The following is a 15,644-nucleotide window of genomic DNA, read 5'->3' as shown; positions in this document are numbered from 1 at the left end:
ACTACTGGGCTACGACACGCCCACCGGCCTTACCTGCCCGTACACCACACCCCTGGACGTAACTCTCCTCCTGGGTCAGTGAGGTAGTCGGCAAGCCGAGTCAATGCGATGGATCGGTCCAGGGGTTCATTGCTCGTCGGTTTTCGGAGTTCCGGTACAACAAGTCCGTCTTGTGGCTGAGGAAACCGCTATACACCGATGGACGCGTGGGACGAGTGGAGGCCGCCACCACATCCGAAGCGCTGATGCGGATTTGGAACCAACCGCACTGGATAAGGGTCTCGATTGATGTGCCGAAGATGATGGCTCTCACTCCGCTGAGCACGCTGGCCGCCGCGCACATCGGGCATGGCTCGGCGGTGGATATCAGCACGTGATTTGAAAGCTCCGGCAATGTGCTCATTGCGGCCCGTAGAACGTTGGTTTCGGCGTGAGCGAAGCGATCCCCCGATTCAAAATAGGTGTTGCCACCCGAGAATGCTCGGAGTGTCGTAACATCAAGCAGCGCAGCGCCAAACGGTGCCGTGGCATGTCGCGCTGTGTCGATCGCAAGTTCCATCGCTGCCTCGATGATGTCGGCTGTCACCCCACTGTCGGCTGGCCATCCGAACGGCAGGCGCGCCGCCACCACCTGCGTACCTTCGTCGTCAATCACCGTCGCCACCCGCGTACTGCAGTGCTTGCTTCAGCGAACTCGCAACGAAGGGCTGCAACTGTTTGAGCATGACTCGGTCGGGTGGCTGCAGTGAAGCTCCGGTGACCAAGACGGAAATGGCTCCGACCGCGCTGGCAGCAGCGGCGTCCTCAAGCGAATCGCCGATGTGCACCACGCGAGTGGGATTCAGAGAGCGCTGCATGATCAGTTCTGCCAGCATCATGGGTTTTTCTTGGTCGGGCCGAGTCCGGCCACGGATTTCGTTGAACCACTTGGCAATCCCGTATTTTTGGACGAAGTGCATAAGCTCGTCGTGAGGCGCCAGCGATAATAAGAACTGCCCAGCGGCGCTGCGGTTTCCCTGCGCCAGAACGTCGTACGCATCTTCGACGAGTGTGACTTCAGCTTCTCGCGATCGATAGATTCGGCGAAAGGTGGATTGGACGCGTTCCCACTCGGACGTCAAGAGATCTCGACCGCACGCATTCTCGAAAAACGTTCGTAGTGGGCGTGCGAACCGTTGGATCAGCTGCTGTTGCGAAAGAGGCTCGAATCCCTCGTTGACCAGCGTCTGCCCAACCGCGTCGAGAAGAATTGTCCGGTCGTCGCACAGCGTCCCGTTCCAATCCCAAACGATGGTGAATCCATCCCTGCTGGTCATCTATGCGACCCGACTATTCGGGTGCGGCGAATTTCGGTCGTTCTGCACGCCGGCACTGGAACTCCCACGTTGCCGAACAGCGGCGACGATGAGAGCGCATTCACGGCCGGTCATCCCCTTGTTCAGCCTCCGGCTACCTGCGGGATGAAGGCGACCTCATCACCATCGCCGAGAACGGTCGACAGCGGCGCGATGAATTGGTTGACCGCCATCTGTACTCGCTGACAATGATCGCGAAGGCGAGGGTATTTTTGCTGGAGTTGATCAACAAGATTCCCGACATCGGTACCGTTCTGAACCTCTACTTCCTCCCGAGGCGTTTCGTCACACGCCTCACGAACGGCACCGAAGTAAAGAACATTCACTTTAATCATTCAGACACTCACCTACTTATCGGGACTGACAGGCCAAATCAGAAGCACTTCGGCGATAAACTCCGGACCGGCCGCCGCTTTTCTCTTGGAGCACGATCTGAGAAATCTCCATGGCTCGATCGACGGCTTTGCACATGTTGTAGATAGTCAAGGCGGCGACTGAAACTGCGGTCAACGCTTCCATTTCCACGCCGGTACGCCCCAGCGTGGTGGTTGTCGCCAGAATCTTCACCCGGTCAGGCTCGCACGGCGTGATAGTGACGCTGACAGCGTCGAGCCCTAACGGGTGGCATAGCGGAATAAGATCACCCGTACGTTTCGCCGCCGCGATGCCAGCTATCCGGGCCGCCGCCATGACGTCACCCTTAGCAGCGGCACCGTCGGAAATCATCCTCAAGGTAGACGGCTTCATGATCACGAGCCCTGACGCTTTGGCAACCCTCAAAGTCACGGGTTTCTCGGACACATCGACCATTCGTGCCGCACCACGCTCATCGATATGTGTCAGCGCGAGTGCATGGTCGATCATCGTGCTGGCCTGTCAGCGAATTCTGTCGCATACATCGCCTCGACGGACGCCGCAAGATCGAAGTCGATGTCGGTCAGATAGCCCAGCTTGCGCGTCCACGCCGTCACGCGCACCGAACGCTTGTCCAGTACAGCGATATCGGGATGGTGATTGATATCGTTTGCTATTGATGCGACCCTATTCATGAAGTCAATGGATTGGTCGAAATTTGTGCACTGAAAAGCGCGGCTGAGTCGCATGTCGAGAAGCTGCCAGCCAGGTAGTGCTCCGAGTTTCTCTGACACGGCCGCGTCGGCAAGTGCGGCCAGCCTCCCCTGACATACGTTGTGCTTTCCCTCGGATGCATCGTGGGATGCTCGTTGCTCGTGTTGCTCAGGGGTGCTGACCGTCATGGTTCCTTCCTCAACTGTGGAGTCGTTGATCAATCGACTGTTCGTTCGGCTTACCCGCCCCTGGTGTGCATCTCCAGATGCGGGTCGGCCTTTAACGTGCTTAATGGCAGGAACACTCCGCGCTCGCGTTGGGCAAGACGCTGCTCTGCTCCGCGATCCGTTCGTCGCCGCCATCCGGTTGTCACGGTTTCCACCAAGTCATCGTGAGTCGCGCCTGCACGCAGCGGCTCCCTTAGGTTGATACCCGATATTGCGTACAAGCAATGCAGCCATAAGCCATCGGCGGTCAACCGTGAACGGTCACAGGTTGCGCAGAATGGCTCCGTTGTCGACGCGATAATTCCGAAGGTAGTTCCGTCCGGAAGCGCATATCGATTGGCGGGCGCCGTATCATGTTTGGGCAAAGGCTCAATACGTCCATACCGTTTCTCAAGGGACTCGAGCATGTTCGCTTTGGTAAAGACCTTCTCCCATGCCCAGTGAGTTGCGCCGCCGACGTCCATGTACTCAATGAACCTGACTTCCGCGTTAACAGTCCGAGCGAATTCGATCAGATCAGCCAGCTCATCGTGATTGGCACCACGCATCACCGTTGTGTCTATTTTTGTGTCCGTAAATCCCGCGGCTGCGACAGCCTTGATACCCGCGATGACCTTATCGTGGCTATTACGCTGACTTATCGCCTTGAAGCGCTCGGGTTGCAACGTATCAAGACTGACAGTGATGCGTTTCATACCCGCAGCCTTCAGGCCGTCAACGCGGTCGGCGAGAAGGACGCCGTTCGTCGTGATCGCTAAGTCTCTCAGACCTGAATCTTCGCCGACCTTTGCGCTCAATGTCCTCACTATTTCCGGCAAATCTGGGCGGATCAGCGGTTCGCCACCGGTGATTCGAACTTTACTTACCCCAACGGAAAGGAAAACATCTACAATGGCGCTGATTTCTTTGACGGATAGCAAATCTTGCCGCGGCAACCATGTGTAGTGCTCTTCGGGCATACAATAACGGCATCGCAAATTGCACTGATCGATAACGGAAAGGCGTAGGTCCCCCATCATCCGGCGACAACGGTCTTTTACTCGCACTCTCGGGGATGGAGCTACCATATCAGGCAGCGTAGGCGTACTCATTTTCCTATCATCTTTTCGATCCTCCACTTTGGACGCAGTCGGTTAGAGCGCCTCAAGAGAGTTTCGTACAAGGGTTAACTAACAATCGTTACCGAAATGCATCGGCGCATCGTGGCGCAGCGCATGAGCCTGCGTTTATGGCGCGTTGTTAGGGCGGAATCCGACCACTCATGTGCGAGCTTTCGTTCAGACCAGGTGAGCGGCTGCAGCGCGCGAGGGGTTCCGGATATGGGGTCGCCGGGTGGGCAGGCTCAGCACGTCGGACTTCTAGAACAACGGGCACAACGGATATGATGCGGCAGGCATCTTCATGAATTGTCAATGACAGCCCGAACCGCCTTCGGTCACAGGCATTGGTGCGCCGCATCGTGCGCCATTCGTGACGACAACAGCGAGCGGGAGCAGGCCAAGGATGACGGTTCGTCGGCTCATCGCTGCTTGCATTGTGGTAGTCAGCTGGCATCCTGAAGGGCATGCCAGGCAAGGAAATCGATCGAGTCCGGGCGACCAGTGCCCTCGCAGTGATTAGGCAGCACCCGGTAATGGTGTTCTTCGCGCTGTCGCCGGTACTCGCCGCATTGGGTGTCATGTGGTGGCTAGCCGGTGCTGGATGGGCTATCGTCGCGGCCCTGGTGCTGGTGGTCGTCGGCGGAGCCATGATCGTCCTCAAACGCTGACACCATCAGCATGCGTTCGTGGTGGGGTTGGGGCACAGTCGAGGACGCGCTCTCCGATCAGGAGACGCAAGCGCTACAGTCGCGAGTCGCGGCACTGGTGTCCGGCCATGACCTGAGCGACCACCCGCCGCCGGACCTGACCGCGCTCGGTTTGGCGGCCCCACGGGTCAGCCCGCCGGCATCGCTGGCCGCGCTCTGCTCAAGCGATCTCGTCGATCGGGCCGGACACGCGCGCGGCAAAGCGTATCGCGACATCGCACGCAACCTGCAGGGCCAGCTCGACCACCTGCCCGACCTCATCGCCCGACCCCGCAGCGAGCAGGACGTGATCGACGTGCTGGATTGGTGTGCGCGCGAGGGGATTGCGGTCATCCCATACGGTGGTGGCAGCTCGGTGGTTGGCGGTGTCGAGCCGCGCTTCGATGAGCCGGTGGTCACGGTCGACGTCACTGCCATGAGCGCGGTGCTTGAGATTGACCGTGTCAGCCGTGCCGCGCGCATCCAGGCGGGTGCGTTCGGCCCCTCGATCGAGCATCAGCTTCGCCCACACGATTTGACACTGCGCCATTTCCCGCAGTCCTTCGGCTTCTCGACTCTCGGTGGCTGGTTGGCCACCCGCTCCGGCGGACACTTCGCCACGCTCTATACCCATATCGACGACTTGACCGAATCGCTGCGGATTGTCACCCCGGTGGGGATCAGCGAGTCCCGGCGGCTGCCCGGAAGCGGTGCCGGACCATCCCCGGACCGGTTGTTCCTCGGGTCCGAGGGGACGCTTGGCATCATCACCGAGGCGTGGATGCGGCTGCAACACCGTCCGCGATGGCAGGTCACGGTGTCCGTGGTGTTTGACGACTGGGCCGCCGCGGTCGCCGCGACCCGGACGATCGCTCAGGCGGGGCTGTACCCGGCCAACTGCCGGCTGTTGGATCCGGCCGAGGCGTTGCTGAATGCCGGCACGTCCGTTGGTGGCGGGCTGTTGGTGTTGGCGTTCGAGTCTGCCGACCACCCGATAGACCCGTGGCTGCACCGGGCGGTGGCGATCACCGCCGAACACGGCGGCACGGTGACCGCGCAACGTAGCCGCGGAACTACAAGCGACGCAACGGAACACAACGCAGCCGCGAACTGGCGCTCGGCGTTTCTGCGCATGCCGTATCAACGAGACGCGCTGGTTCGCCGCGGAGTTATCGCCGAAACATTCGAAACCGCTTGCACCTGGGACGGATTCGATACTCTACATGCCGCGGTGACCGATGCCGCTCGGACCGCGATCTGGAAGGTATGCGGGACCGGAGTAGTGACCTGTCGATTCACCCATGTCTACCCGGACGGCCCGGCTCCTTACTACGGCATCTATGCCGGCGGGCGCTGGGGGTCGCTCGACGCGCAGTGGGACGAGATCAAGGCTGCCGTGTCCGAGGCGATCAGCGCCAGTGGCGGTACCATCACCCACCACCATGCGGTCGGTCGCGACCACCGCGCTTGGTATGACCGGCAGCGTCCCGACCCGTTCGCGGCGGCCCTGCGGGCGGCGAAGTCCGCACTCGACCCGGCCGGGATCCTCAACCCAGGGGTGTTGCTCGGTCGCTGATCAGCCGAGCCCAATCCGCAACAGCTCGGCCAGGCTGGCCAACTTGACCCGGGGACGCCCGTGCGGCTCGCCGGCGGCCCGCTCGAAAGCGTCGATCACCTGCCAGTGGGCCGACGTGACCAGCTTCGGCTGGCGTGCTGCTAGCCAGTCGGCCACCTGGTCGGCATGATCTTCCGGAAAGCTCTTGCACTCGGCGCCCTCCTTGGCGTTGCCAAGATCCTTGATCAAGGTGTCGACGGTGTCTTGGGCGTCCTTCTTGTTGGTCCCGATCACCCCGGTCGGCCCGCGCTTGATCCACCCGACGACGTATTCGTTGGGGCTGCCGTTGATTCGGCCGCCGACGTTGGGGATGGTCCCGCTCTGGTCGTCGAACGGCAGCCCGGGCGTGGGCACCCCGCGGTAGCCGACCGACCGCACGACCAGCTGAGCTGGCAGCTCCTCGCGCTCGCCGGTGTCCTTGGCCGCCACTCGCCCGCTGCCGTCGGAGACCAGCTCGTTGCGGCCCAGCACGATCCGCTCCACTTTGCGCTTGCCCTTGATCTCGATCGGAGAGGTCAAGAACCGGAACACCATGCGGCGGTGTCCCGGGCGGGGTTCGCGGTCCGCATAGCCACGCAGCACCTTGATGTTCTGCTTGCAGACCTTGCCCACCGCGGCCGCGTCCTCGTCGGTAATGCCGTCCAGCTCCGCCGGATCGATCACCACGTCAACCCCGTCGAGGTCGGCCAGCTCGCGCAACTCCAACGTGGTGAACGCGGCCTGCAGCGGACCTCGGCGCCCTACGATCACCACCTCCTGGATACCGCGTGGGCGTAGCGATTCCAAAGCGTGATCGGCGATATCGGTGCGTGCCAACACGTCGGGATCGGTGAGCAGAATCCGTGCCACGTCTAGCGCGACGTTTCCATTGCCGATAACTACGGCCCGGGCGCCCGACAGATCGGGTGATACCTGCTCGAAGTGTGGATGTGCGTTGTACCAGCCGACGAAATCGACGGCGGCGATACTGCCCGGCAGGTCCTCACCGGGGATGTTCAACATGCGATCGGACTGCGCGCCGACGGCGTAGATCACGGCGTCGTAGCGCTCGGAGAGCTCGCCGGGCTGGACGTGTTCGCCGACGACCACATTGCCGAAGAAGCGGAAGCGGGGGTCCTCGGCCGTCTTTTCGAATTGCTTGCTGATCGACTTGATCTTGGGGTGATCCGGCGCGACCCCGGAGCGCACCAGCCCCCAGGGAGTCGGCAACATCTCCAGCATGTCGACGGCCATGTCGAGGTCCTCGGTCGTGTCGGCGGCCTTCAGCAAGGATGCCGCGGCGAAGAACGCCGACGGCCCGGAGCCCACGATGGCGATGTAATAGGGACGCATACTCGAGCCTTCTGTGTTGTGCCCGGCTGCGGCGCAAGGGGCTGCGAATGGGCTGGGCCGCAGTCGTGCGGTGCACATGACGGTCATCTGATGCTAGACGCTGATGCCGGTAACCTTGGCTGCTGTGGACCCCGACCGTCAAGCCGACATCGCCGCCTTGGACTGCACCCTGACCACGGTGGAGCGGGTGCTCGACGTCGAGGGTCTGCGCAGCCGCATCGAGAAGCTCGAGCATGAGGCATCTGATCCGCACTTGTGGGACGACCAGACCCGGGCGCAGCGGGTGACCAGCGAGTTGTCGCACACCCAGGGAGAGCTGCGGCGCGTCGAGGAGCTAAGGCGCCGCCTGGACGACCTGCCGGTGCTCTACGAGCTGGCCGCCGAGGAAGCGGGCGCGGCCGCCGCCGATGCCGTCGCCGAGGCCGACGCGGAGCTCAAGTCGTTGCGCGCCGACATCGAGGCCACCGAGGTGCGCACCCTGCTGTCGGGGGAATACGACGAGCGTGAGGCGCTGGTCACCATCCGGTCCGGCGCGGGTGGGGTGGACGCCGCAGACTGGGCCGAGATGCTGATGCGGATGTATATCCGCTGGGCCGAGCAGCACAAATACCCCGTCGAGGTGTTCGACACCTCCTATGCCGAAGAAGCCGGCATCAAAAGCGCCACGTTCGCCGTGCACGCACCGTTCGCCTACGGCACGTTGTCGGTCGAACAGGGCACCCACCGGCTGGTGCGGATCAGCCCGTTCGACAACCAGAGCCGGCGACAGACGTCGTTCGCCGAAGTCGAAGTGCTGCCGGTGGTGGAGACCACCGACCACATTGACATCCCCGAGGGCGATGTCCGCGTCGACGTCTATCGCTCCAGCGGGCCCGGCGGGCAATCGGTGAACACGACAGACTCAGCGGTGCGGCTCACCCACATTCCCAGCGGTATCGTGGTCACCTGCCAGAACGAGAAGTCCCAACTGCAGAACAAGATCGCGGCGATGCGGGTTCTGCAAGCAAAGTTGTTGGAACGCAAGCGCTTAGAAGAACGCGCCGAGCTCGACGCGTTGAAGGCCGACGGCGGCAGCTCCTGGGGTAACCAGATGCGTTCCTATGTGCTGCACCCATATCAGATGGTCAAGGATCTGCGCACCGAGTACGAGGTCGGCAATCCGGCGGCCGTTCTGGATGGAGACCTCGACGGATTCCTGGAAGCCGGGATCCGGTGGCGCAATCGACGTAATGACGACTAGCGGCACAGTTCTGGCCACCTCGATAGCACAGCACTGGCATAACTTCTGGCGCGGTGAAATCGGCGACTGGATCCTCAACCGGGGCCTGCGCATCGTCATGCTGCTGATCGCAGCGGTGCTGGCGGCCCGCTTCGTGACTTGGCTTGCCAACCGGGTGACCCGGCGCCTCGACCTGGGGTTTACCGAAAGCGACGCGTTGGTGCGCTCGGAGGCAACCAAGCACCGCCAGGCCGTAGCGTCGGTGATCTCGTGGGTGTCGATCGTCCTCATCTATGTCGTCGTTGTGTACGAGGTCATCGATGTGTTGCCGGTTCCGGTCGGTGCGTTGGTGGGGCCGGCGGCGGTGCTCGGCGCCGCGCTGGGCTTCGGTGCCCAACGCCTGGTGCAGGACCTACTCGCCGGGTTCTTCATCATCGTGGAGAAGCAGTACGGGTTCGGCGATTTGGTCGAACTCAGCATGGTGGGGTCACCGGAGAACGCGGCCGGCACGGTGGAGGACGTCACGCTGCGGGTGACCAAGCTGCGTTCCAGCGAGGGTGAGGTGTTCACCGTTCCCAACGGGAACATCGTCAAGTCGGTCAACCTGTCCAAGGACTGGGCCCGCGCGGTCGTGGACATCCCCGTCCCGACCAGCGCCGATCTCGGCCGCGTGAACGAGGTCTTGCATCAGGAGTGTGAGCACGCGCGCCACGACTCGCTGCTGGGAGAGCTGTTGTTGGATGAGCCCACGGTCATGGGCGTGGAGCGCATCGAAGTGGACACCGTCACCCTGCGACTGGTGGCCCGCACCCTACCCGGCAAGCAGTTCGAGGCGGGCCGGCAGTTGCGGGTGCTGGTGATCCGCGCGCTCACCCGCGCCGGGATAGTCACCGCGGCCGATGCGCGGGCCGCGGTGGCAGAAAGTCCGGAGCAGTAGCGTGAAGCTCAGCAACCAGAAACGGCACTGGCCGGGCTATCTGTTCGGCCGGATCCGCACGTCGACCCTGGTGTTGATCGCCGCGTTCCTGGCGGTGTGGTGGATTTACGAGACCTATAGGCCACAGGCACCAGGTCCTGGTGACTCTCCGCCGACCCAGGTGGTGCCGCCGGGCTTCGTGCCCGATCCTGACTACACCTGGGTGCCGCGAACCAGAGTGCAACCACCCACCGTCAAGGCGACGCCGACCACCACGTCGAGCACACCGCCGGTCAGCCCGCCCGAAACCACGACCGATTCGGCTGTCCCGCCGCCGTTTGAGTTGCCGCCGCCGTTCGGCCCGGGCACCACGACCCCAACACCACCGGCACCGCTACCGCAGCCCGGGCCGGGTCCGACGGCCGGCACCTACCCCAAATCCGAGCCACCGACCCGTTGATTTCGCCTGCCCGCTAATCTCACCGCTACACTGGCGTGCCGTGATGATCACCCTGGACCATGTCACCAAGCAGTACAAATCGTCGGCGCGTCCGGCGTTGGATGACATCAACGTCAAGATCGACAAGGGTGAGTTCGTCTTCCTGATCGGCCCGTCGGGTTCGGGCAAGTCAACCTTCATGCGGCTGCTGCTGGCAGCGGAGACGCCGACCAGTGGTGATGTCCGGGTCTCGAAGTTTCATGTCAACAAACTCCGCGGTCGCCACGTACCGAAGCTGCGTCAGGTGATCGGCTGCGTCTTCCAGGACTTTCGGTTGCTGCAGCAGAAGACGGTGTACGACAACGTCGCCTTCGCATTGGAGGTCATCGGCAAACGCACCGACGCGATCAACCGGGTGGTCCCCGAAGTGCTCGAGACGGTCGGTCTGTCCGGCAAGGCCAATCGGCTGCCAGACGAGCTGTCGGGCGGCGAGCAACAGCGCGTTGCGATCGCCCGCGCCTTTGTCAACCGGCCGCTGGTACTGCTGGCCGACGAGCCCACCGGAAACCTCGACCCGGAGACCAGTAGGGACATCATGGACTTATTGGAGCGGATCAACCGCACCGGCACGACGGTGCTGATGGCCACGCACGACCACCACATCGTCGACTCGATGCGCCAACGGGTGGTTGAGTTGTCCCTGGGCAGGCTGGTACGCGACGAACAGCGTGGCGTCTACGGGATGGATCGCTAAGTGCGTTTCGGTTTCCTGCTAAATGAGGTCCTGACCGGCTTTCGTCGCAATGTCACCATGACGATCGCGATGATCCTGACGACCGCGATCTCGGTCGGATTGTTCGGCGGCGGTATGTTGGTGGTCCGGTTGGCCGACAGCTCCCGGGCCATCTATCTCGACCGGGTGGAATCTCAGGTCTTTCTCACCGAAGACGTTTCCGCCAACGACTCGTCCTGCGATACCACTGCGTGCAAAGCGTTACGGGAGAAGATCGAAACGCGATCCGACGTCAAAGCGGTGCGTTTCCTTAACCGCCAGCAGGCCTATGACGATGCCATCCGCAAGTTTCCCCAGTTCAAGGACGTGGCGGGCAAGGATTCGTTCCCGGCGTCGTTCATTGTCAAGCTGGAGAACCCCGAGCAGCACAAGGACTTTGACACCGCTATGAAGGGGCAGCCCGGCGTCTTGGACGTGCTGAATCAAAAGGAGCTGATTGACCGGCTGTTCGCGGTCCTTGATGGTTTGAGCAATGCCGCGTTCGCGGTCGCGCTGGTTCAGGCCATCGGGGCGATTCTGTTGATCGCCAACATGGTCCAAGTGGCTGCCTATACGCGGCGCACCGAAATCGGCATCATGCGCTTGGTCGGTGCCAGCCGCTGGTACACCCAGCTGCCGTTCCTAGTGGAGGCGATGCTGGCCGCGACGATGGGTGTCGGCATCGCCGTAGCGGGCTTGATGGTGGTGCGGGCTTTGTTCCTGGAGAATGCGCTCAACCAGTTTTATCAAGCCAATCTCATTGCCAAGGTTGACTATGCGGACATCCTCTTCATCACGCCGTGGCTGCTGCTGTTGGGCGTGGCGATGTCGGGGTTGACGGCTTACTTAACGCTGCGCCTCTACGTGCGGCGATAGCTGTGTCCAAGTCGTCGCGTGGCGGCCGGCAGATCGTTGCCAGCAATCGCAAAGCCCGGCACAACTATTCGATCATCGAGGTGTTCGAGGCCGGGGTTGCGCTGCAAGGCACGGAGGTGAAGAGCCTGCGGGAAGGGCAGGCGTCGCTGGCCGATTCGTTCGCCACCATCGACGACGGCGAAGTGTGGCTGCGCAACGCGCACATCCCGGAATACCGGCACGGCAGCTGGACCAACCACGAGCCGCGACGCAACCGCAAACTGCTGTTGCATCGCCGCCAGATCGACACCTTGGTCGGCAAGATCCGCGAAGGCAACTTCGCCCTGGTGCCGTTGTCGCTGTATTTCGCCGAAGGCAAGGTCAAGGTTGAGCTTGCGCTGGCCCGAGGCAAGCAAGCCCGCGACAAACGCCAGGACATGGCCCGTCGTGATGCCCAGCGTGAAGTGCTCCGCGAGTTGGGTCGGCGCGCTAAGGGCATGACCTGATCGAGAACTGGGCAATGTGAGGTTTAGCATCACTTTGTGACCACACCGGGCCGTCCCCTTACCACACTGGACAAGTCCGACGTGCTGGCCGGGCTGTTCGCCGTTTGGCACTCCCTGGATGCGCTGCTCGATGGACTGCTCGAGACGGACTGGCAGGCAACGAGTCCGCTGCCCGGTTGGGACGTCAAGGCCGTGGTGTCGCACATCATCGGCACCGAGTCATTTCTGCTCGGCATCGCCGCACCAGAACCAGACACAGACGTCTCTGCGCTTGCGCATGTCCGCAACCCCATCGGCGTGATGAACGAGTGCTGGGTGCGTCATCTGGGCACAGAATCGGGTGTGGGCTTGCTGGAGCGGTTTCGCGCAGTGACTAGCCAGCGCCGCAAGGTCTTAGCGAGCCTTTCCGATGACGAATGGAATGCGCCGACGACCACCCCCTCGGGCCCCGACAGCTACGGGCGGTTCATGCGGATACGCATCTTCGACTGCTGGATGCACGAACAGGACATCCGCGCGGCGGTGCAGCGCCCGTCGTCCGACGACGAACTCGGCGGGCCGGCGTCACCGCTGGTCCTCGATGAGATAGCGGCCACCATGGGGTTCGTCGTCGGCAAGCTGGCCAAAGCGCCCGACGGCTCCCGCGTGCTGTTGGAGCTGACCGGCCCGCTGTCTCGCAGCATCCGCGTTTCCGTGGACGGTCGAGCGCGGGTGGTCGACGACTTCGGTGGGCCGGCGCCGACGGCGACGATCCGCCTGGACGGACTGCAGTTCACCAGGCTCGCCGGCGGGCGCCCGATGAGCCCGGCGCGCAGCCAGGATGTGGAACTCGGCGGCGACAAGGAGCTGGCCGGTCACATCCTCGAGCGCCTGAACTTCGTGATCTGACCGGGAAGTTAATGGCGTTGCCGGTTGTTGAGAGCGGCGTAGGATTGATGGTCCTGCCGAAGGTCGGCAGGGATGCGAGGGGCTGAACGGTTTCGACTTCGCGCATCGAATCAAGGGAAGCGTGCCGGTGCAGGCAAGAGACCACCGTAAGCGTCGTTGCGACCAAATAAGCGCCGATTCACATCAGCGCGACTACGCTCTCGCTGCCTAAGCGACGGCTAGTCTGTCAGACCGGGAACGCCCTCGGCCCGGACCCTGGCATCAGCTAGAGGGATCCACCGATGAGTCCGGTCGCGGGACTCCTCGGGACAACCACAGCGACTGGGATCGTCATCTCGGCTAGTTCGCGTGACCGGGAGATCCGAGCAGAGGCATAGCGAACTGCGCACGGAGAAGCCTTGAGGGAATGCCGTAGGACCCGGGTTCGATTCCCGGCAGCTCCACCGAAGGGCCAGGTCGGTGGCCCATTTGCAGATGCGACGGCCATCACAGACCAAGGTATCGTGCCACGGCGTGTTCCACCTTGGCCATTTGGTCACGGTCCAGATAGTCGACCGGATCGCCGTGCACATAGACGATGCCGATCGTCCGGATCTGATCCACCAGGAACCGTGTCTTTGTTCCCATGACTTCCAGCTCTGGTCGGAAAACCGCAGGTTGGGCGCTTGTCGACGTCGGCACCACGGTTACTACACTCCACGGCATCGAGCCGGGGCTGATGACCACGGCGTAGCGCCGCCCGCGTTGCTCGTGGCCTCGCTTCGCATCGCCGAAGTCGACCCTGTAGACCGCTCCCCGAATCACCACGCGTCCGGTTCAGTGGAGACATCCTCGTCTCGAAGTCGCTCAGCGTCGGTGCGAGCTTGCTTGATCCACACTTCCCGTTCGAGCAGCTGCAGTGCCCGCCGGATGACGTCGCTCTTGCGCTCGCCGCTGCGCATTGCGGCCTTGATGATCTGCTCGTCTTTTTCAGTAGGTCGGAAGCCGATGGTCGCGGTCATGAGTACGACGATAGCTGATGTTGCACAATCGTATAGCAATTGTTCAACGCATAGCGGCACCCCAACGCCCGCGTTCGCCGCCTCATTCCTTCTTGACGCCATCAACGCCCCGCGCGTAATCGCAGGTCGTTTTGCGTCGGAGAGTGTTCGATTCCCGGCGGCTGCACCACACGGATCGGTGCCGTCACGTTTGCCGGTCTAACTTTGGGAATTCGCGCAAACTGGCACGTGACTACTCGGCGTGGGCATAAGCTCCGGCTACTCGGCGATCGGTAGTGGCTGGGCAACTGGGGAAGTTGCCGTGAGGTGGCGGGAGCGGCGTGGTGTCTTATGTTGTTGCGTTGCCGGAGGTGATGTCCGCCGCGGCCACAGACGTGGCTTCGATTGGTTCGGTGGTCGCGACGGCGAGCCAGGGTGTCGCGGGTGCCACCACGACGGTATTAGCCGCTGCCGAGGACGAGGTGTCAGCCGCGATCGCGGCTTTGTTTTCCGCCCATGGTCAGGACTATCAAGCTCTTAGCGCACAGCTTGCGGTGTTTCATGAGCGGTTTGTGCAGGCATTGACAGGCGCGGCCAAGGGGTATGCCGCCGCCGAGCTGGCCAACGCTTCGCTGTTGCAGAGTGAATTCGCCAGCGGTATCGGGAACGGTTTTGCCACGATTCACCAGGAAATTCAGCGGGCCCCCACGGCGCTGGCCGCCGGATTCACGCAGGTTCCGCCTTTCGCGGCGGCGCAGGCAGGGATCTTCACCGGCACGCCGTCAGGGGCTGCCGGATTCGACATCGCTTCGCTGTGGCCGGTGAAACCCCTGCTGAGTTTGTCTGCGCTCGAAACTCACTTTGCAATCCCAAACAATCCACTTTTAGCGCTCATTGCCAGCGACATACCGCCGCTGTCGTGGTTTCTTGGCAACTCCCCACCGCCGTTGCTGAACTCGCTGCTGGGACAGACGGTCCAGTACACCACCTATGACGGGATGAGCGTCGTGCAGATCACGCCGGCTCATCCAACCGGCGAATACGTGGTTGCCATTCACGGCGGCGCGTTTATCCTGCCGCCGTCAATCTTCCACTGGCTCAACTACTCGGTGACGGCTTACCAGACCGGCGCGACCGTGCAAGTGCCGATTTACCCGTTGGTGCAGGAAGGAGGCACTGCCGGGACGGTAGTACCGGCGATGGCCGGGCTCATCTCCACGCAAATCGCGCAACACGGGGTCTCCAACGTCAGCGTGGTCGGGGACTCCGCGGGCGGCAACCTCGCACTGGCGGCCGCCCAATACATGGTGAGCCAGGGCAACCCAGTACCGTCGTCCATGGTGTTGCTGTCCCCGTGGCTCGATGTGGGGACCTGGCAGATCAGCCAGGCGTGGGCAGGCAATCTTGCGGTCAACGACCCGCTGGTCAGTCCGCTGTATGGGTCGCTGAACGGTCTTCCGCCGACGTATGTCTATTCGGGCTCGCTTGATCCGCTCGCACAACAAGCGGTTGTCCTCGAGCACACAGCCGTAGTCCAAGGAGCGCCGTTCAGCTTCGTACTGGCCCCCTGGCAAATCCACGACTGGATACTGCTCACCCCCTGGGGTTTGCTGTCCTGGCCGCAGATTAACCAGCAACTCGGTATCGCCGCCTGATCCGGTTCCGCCAGGCCGACCGCGCACATGG

At 62.5% G+C, this 15,644-nt stretch carries 19 protein-coding genes and 1 other RNA gene; 12 read left to right on the top strand and 8 right to left on the bottom strand.

Translation table 11 applies throughout. The features are described 5' to 3' along the window. Positions 1 to 100 precede the first annotated feature (100 nt). The 6 genes from FF952_RS16430 to moaA form a co-directional block, all read right to left on the bottom strand. Positions 101 to 631, bottom strand: coding sequence for a nucleoside deaminase (locus FF952_RS16430; protein WP_003901545.1), 531 nt, complete (start codon positions 629 to 631; stop codon positions 101 to 103). Between the two features lie 16 nt (positions 632 to 647). Next, the gene (locus tag FF952_RS16425; RefSeq protein WP_003899919.1) at positions 648 to 1,316 is read right to left on the bottom strand and encodes an HAD family hydrolase; all 669 of its coding nucleotides are present in this window, start codon (positions 1,314 to 1,316) and stop codon (positions 648 to 650) included. A gap of 122 nt (positions 1,317 to 1,438) precedes the next feature. Next, entirely contained in the window at positions 1,439 to 1,690 is a 252-nt protein-coding gene (gene moaD / locus FF952_RS16420) for a molybdopterin converting factor subunit 1 (protein WP_003899918.1), read from the bottom strand. Between the two features lie 16 nt (positions 1,691 to 1,706). Next, complete coding sequence (gene moaC / locus FF952_RS16415; protein ID WP_003904177.1) at positions 1,707 to 2,219, bottom strand: cyclic pyranopterin monophosphate synthase MoaC; 513 nt, start codon at positions 2,217 to 2,219, stop codon at positions 1,707 to 1,709. Further along, positions 2,216 to 2,611, bottom strand: coding sequence for a 4a-hydroxytetrahydrobiopterin dehydratase (locus tag FF952_RS16410; protein WP_003416149.1), 396 nt, complete (start codon positions 2,609 to 2,611; stop codon positions 2,216 to 2,218). Before FF952_RS16410 ends, moaC begins: the two co-directional genes overlap by 4 nt. Before the next feature lie 50 nt (positions 2,612 to 2,661). Next, entirely contained in the window at positions 2,662 to 3,741 is a 1,080-nt protein-coding gene (gene moaA, locus FF952_RS16405) for a GTP 3',8-cyclase MoaA (protein WP_003900633.1), read from the bottom strand. A 473-nt stretch (positions 3,742 to 4,214) separates the two neighbouring features. On the opposite strand from moaA, the gene FF952_RS16400 reads away from it, so the two are divergent. Both FF952_RS16400 and FF952_RS16395 read left to right on the top strand, forming a co-directional pair. Beyond that, entirely contained in the window at positions 4,215 to 4,418 is a 204-nt protein-coding gene (locus tag FF952_RS16400; RefSeq protein ID WP_003913800.1) for a hypothetical protein, read from the top strand. 10 nt (positions 4,419 to 4,428) lie between these two features. Next, on the top strand, positions 4,429 to 6,012 hold the full coding sequence (locus FF952_RS16395; RefSeq protein ID WP_003899914.1) for an FAD-binding oxidoreductase: 1,584 nt from the start codon (positions 4,429 to 4,431) through the stop codon (positions 6,010 to 6,012). Here the strand turns inward: FF952_RS16395 and fprA are convergent, their stop codons facing one another. Continuing rightward, entirely contained in the window at positions 6,013 to 7,383 is a 1,371-nt protein-coding gene (gene fprA / locus FF952_RS16390; RefSeq protein ID WP_003416140.1) for a ferredoxin--NADP(+) reductase FprA, read from the bottom strand. 124 nt (positions 7,384 to 7,507) lie between these two features. Between fprA and prfB the strand changes: the two genes are divergently transcribed. The 8 genes from prfB to ssrA all read left to right on the top strand — a co-directional run bounded on the left by prfB (position 7,508) and on the right by ssrA (position 13,424). Continuing rightward, the gene (prfB, locus tag FF952_RS16385; protein WP_003416129.1) at positions 7,508 to 8,623 is read left to right on the top strand and encodes a peptide chain release factor 2; all 1,116 of its coding nucleotides are present in this window, start codon (positions 7,508 to 7,510) and stop codon (positions 8,621 to 8,623) included. Continuing rightward, positions 8,613 to 9,539: a mechanosensitive ion channel family protein gene (locus tag FF952_RS16380; protein WP_003416127.1), complete on the top strand. Its 927-nt coding sequence runs from the start codon at positions 8,613 to 8,615 to the stop codon at positions 9,537 to 9,539. Before prfB ends, FF952_RS16380 begins: the two co-directional genes overlap by 11 nt. A gap of 1 nt (position 9,540) precedes the next feature. Beyond that, positions 9,541 to 9,978, top strand: a complete 438-nt coding sequence (locus FF952_RS16375) for an Rv3103c family proline-rich protein (RefSeq protein ID WP_003416124.1) — start codon at positions 9,541 to 9,543, stop codon at positions 9,976 to 9,978. A 43-nt stretch (positions 9,979 to 10,021) separates the two neighbouring features. Then, entirely contained in the window at positions 10,022 to 10,711 is a 690-nt protein-coding gene (gene ftsE, locus FF952_RS16370) for a cell division ATP-binding protein FtsE (RefSeq protein ID WP_003416120.1), read from the top strand. After that, entirely contained in the window at positions 10,712 to 11,605 is an 894-nt protein-coding gene (gene ftsX / locus FF952_RS16365) for a permease-like cell division protein FtsX (protein WP_003416117.1), read from the top strand. 2 nt (positions 11,606 to 11,607) lie between these two features. Further along, positions 11,608 to 12,090, top strand: coding sequence for an SsrA-binding protein SmpB (gene smpB, locus FF952_RS16360; RefSeq protein ID WP_003416113.1), 483 nt, complete (start codon positions 11,608 to 11,610; stop codon positions 12,088 to 12,090). 36 nt (positions 12,091 to 12,126) lie between these two features. Then, a complete protein-coding gene (locus FF952_RS16355) occupies positions 12,127 to 12,978 on the top strand; it encodes a maleylpyruvate isomerase family mycothiol-dependent enzyme (RefSeq protein WP_003416111.1) in 852 nt (283 codons plus the stop codon). A gap of 78 nt (positions 12,979 to 13,056) precedes the next feature. Then, positions 13,057 to 13,424, top strand: a transfer-messenger RNA (tmRNA) gene (ssrA, locus tag FF952_RS16350). Between the two features lie 40 nt (positions 13,425 to 13,464). Here ssrA and pemK read toward each other — a convergent pair. After that, positions 13,465 to 13,785, bottom strand: a complete 321-nt coding sequence (pemK, locus tag FF952_RS16345; protein ID WP_003416110.1) for a type II toxin-antitoxin system toxin endoribonuclease PemK — start codon at positions 13,783 to 13,785, stop codon at positions 13,465 to 13,467. Here pemK and FF952_RS16340 point away from each other — a divergent pair. Both FF952_RS16340 and lipY read left to right on the top strand, forming a co-directional pair. Continuing rightward, positions 13,729 to 14,181, top strand: coding sequence for a hypothetical protein (locus FF952_RS16340; protein ID WP_003899911.1), 453 nt, complete (start codon positions 13,729 to 13,731; stop codon positions 14,179 to 14,181). The two genes, pemK and FF952_RS16340, sit on opposite strands and share 57 nt — an antisense overlap. Before the next feature lie 118 nt (positions 14,182 to 14,299). Beyond that, positions 14,300 to 15,613, top strand: coding sequence for a triacylglycerol lipase LipY (gene lipY / locus FF952_RS16335; protein WP_003901542.1), 1,314 nt, complete (start codon positions 14,300 to 14,302; stop codon positions 15,611 to 15,613). Positions 15,614 to 15,644: the final 31 nt, after the last annotated feature.

Origin of the sequence: Mycobacterium tuberculosis complex sp. N0072, from assembly GCF_030323725.1 — a bacterium.
GTDB classification, from domain to species: Bacteria; Actinomycetota; Actinomycetes; order Mycobacteriales; family Mycobacteriaceae; genus Mycobacterium; species Mycobacterium tuberculosis.
Note: the sequence above shows the minus strand (reverse complement) of the source record. Positions and strands in the feature narration are given on the sequence as shown.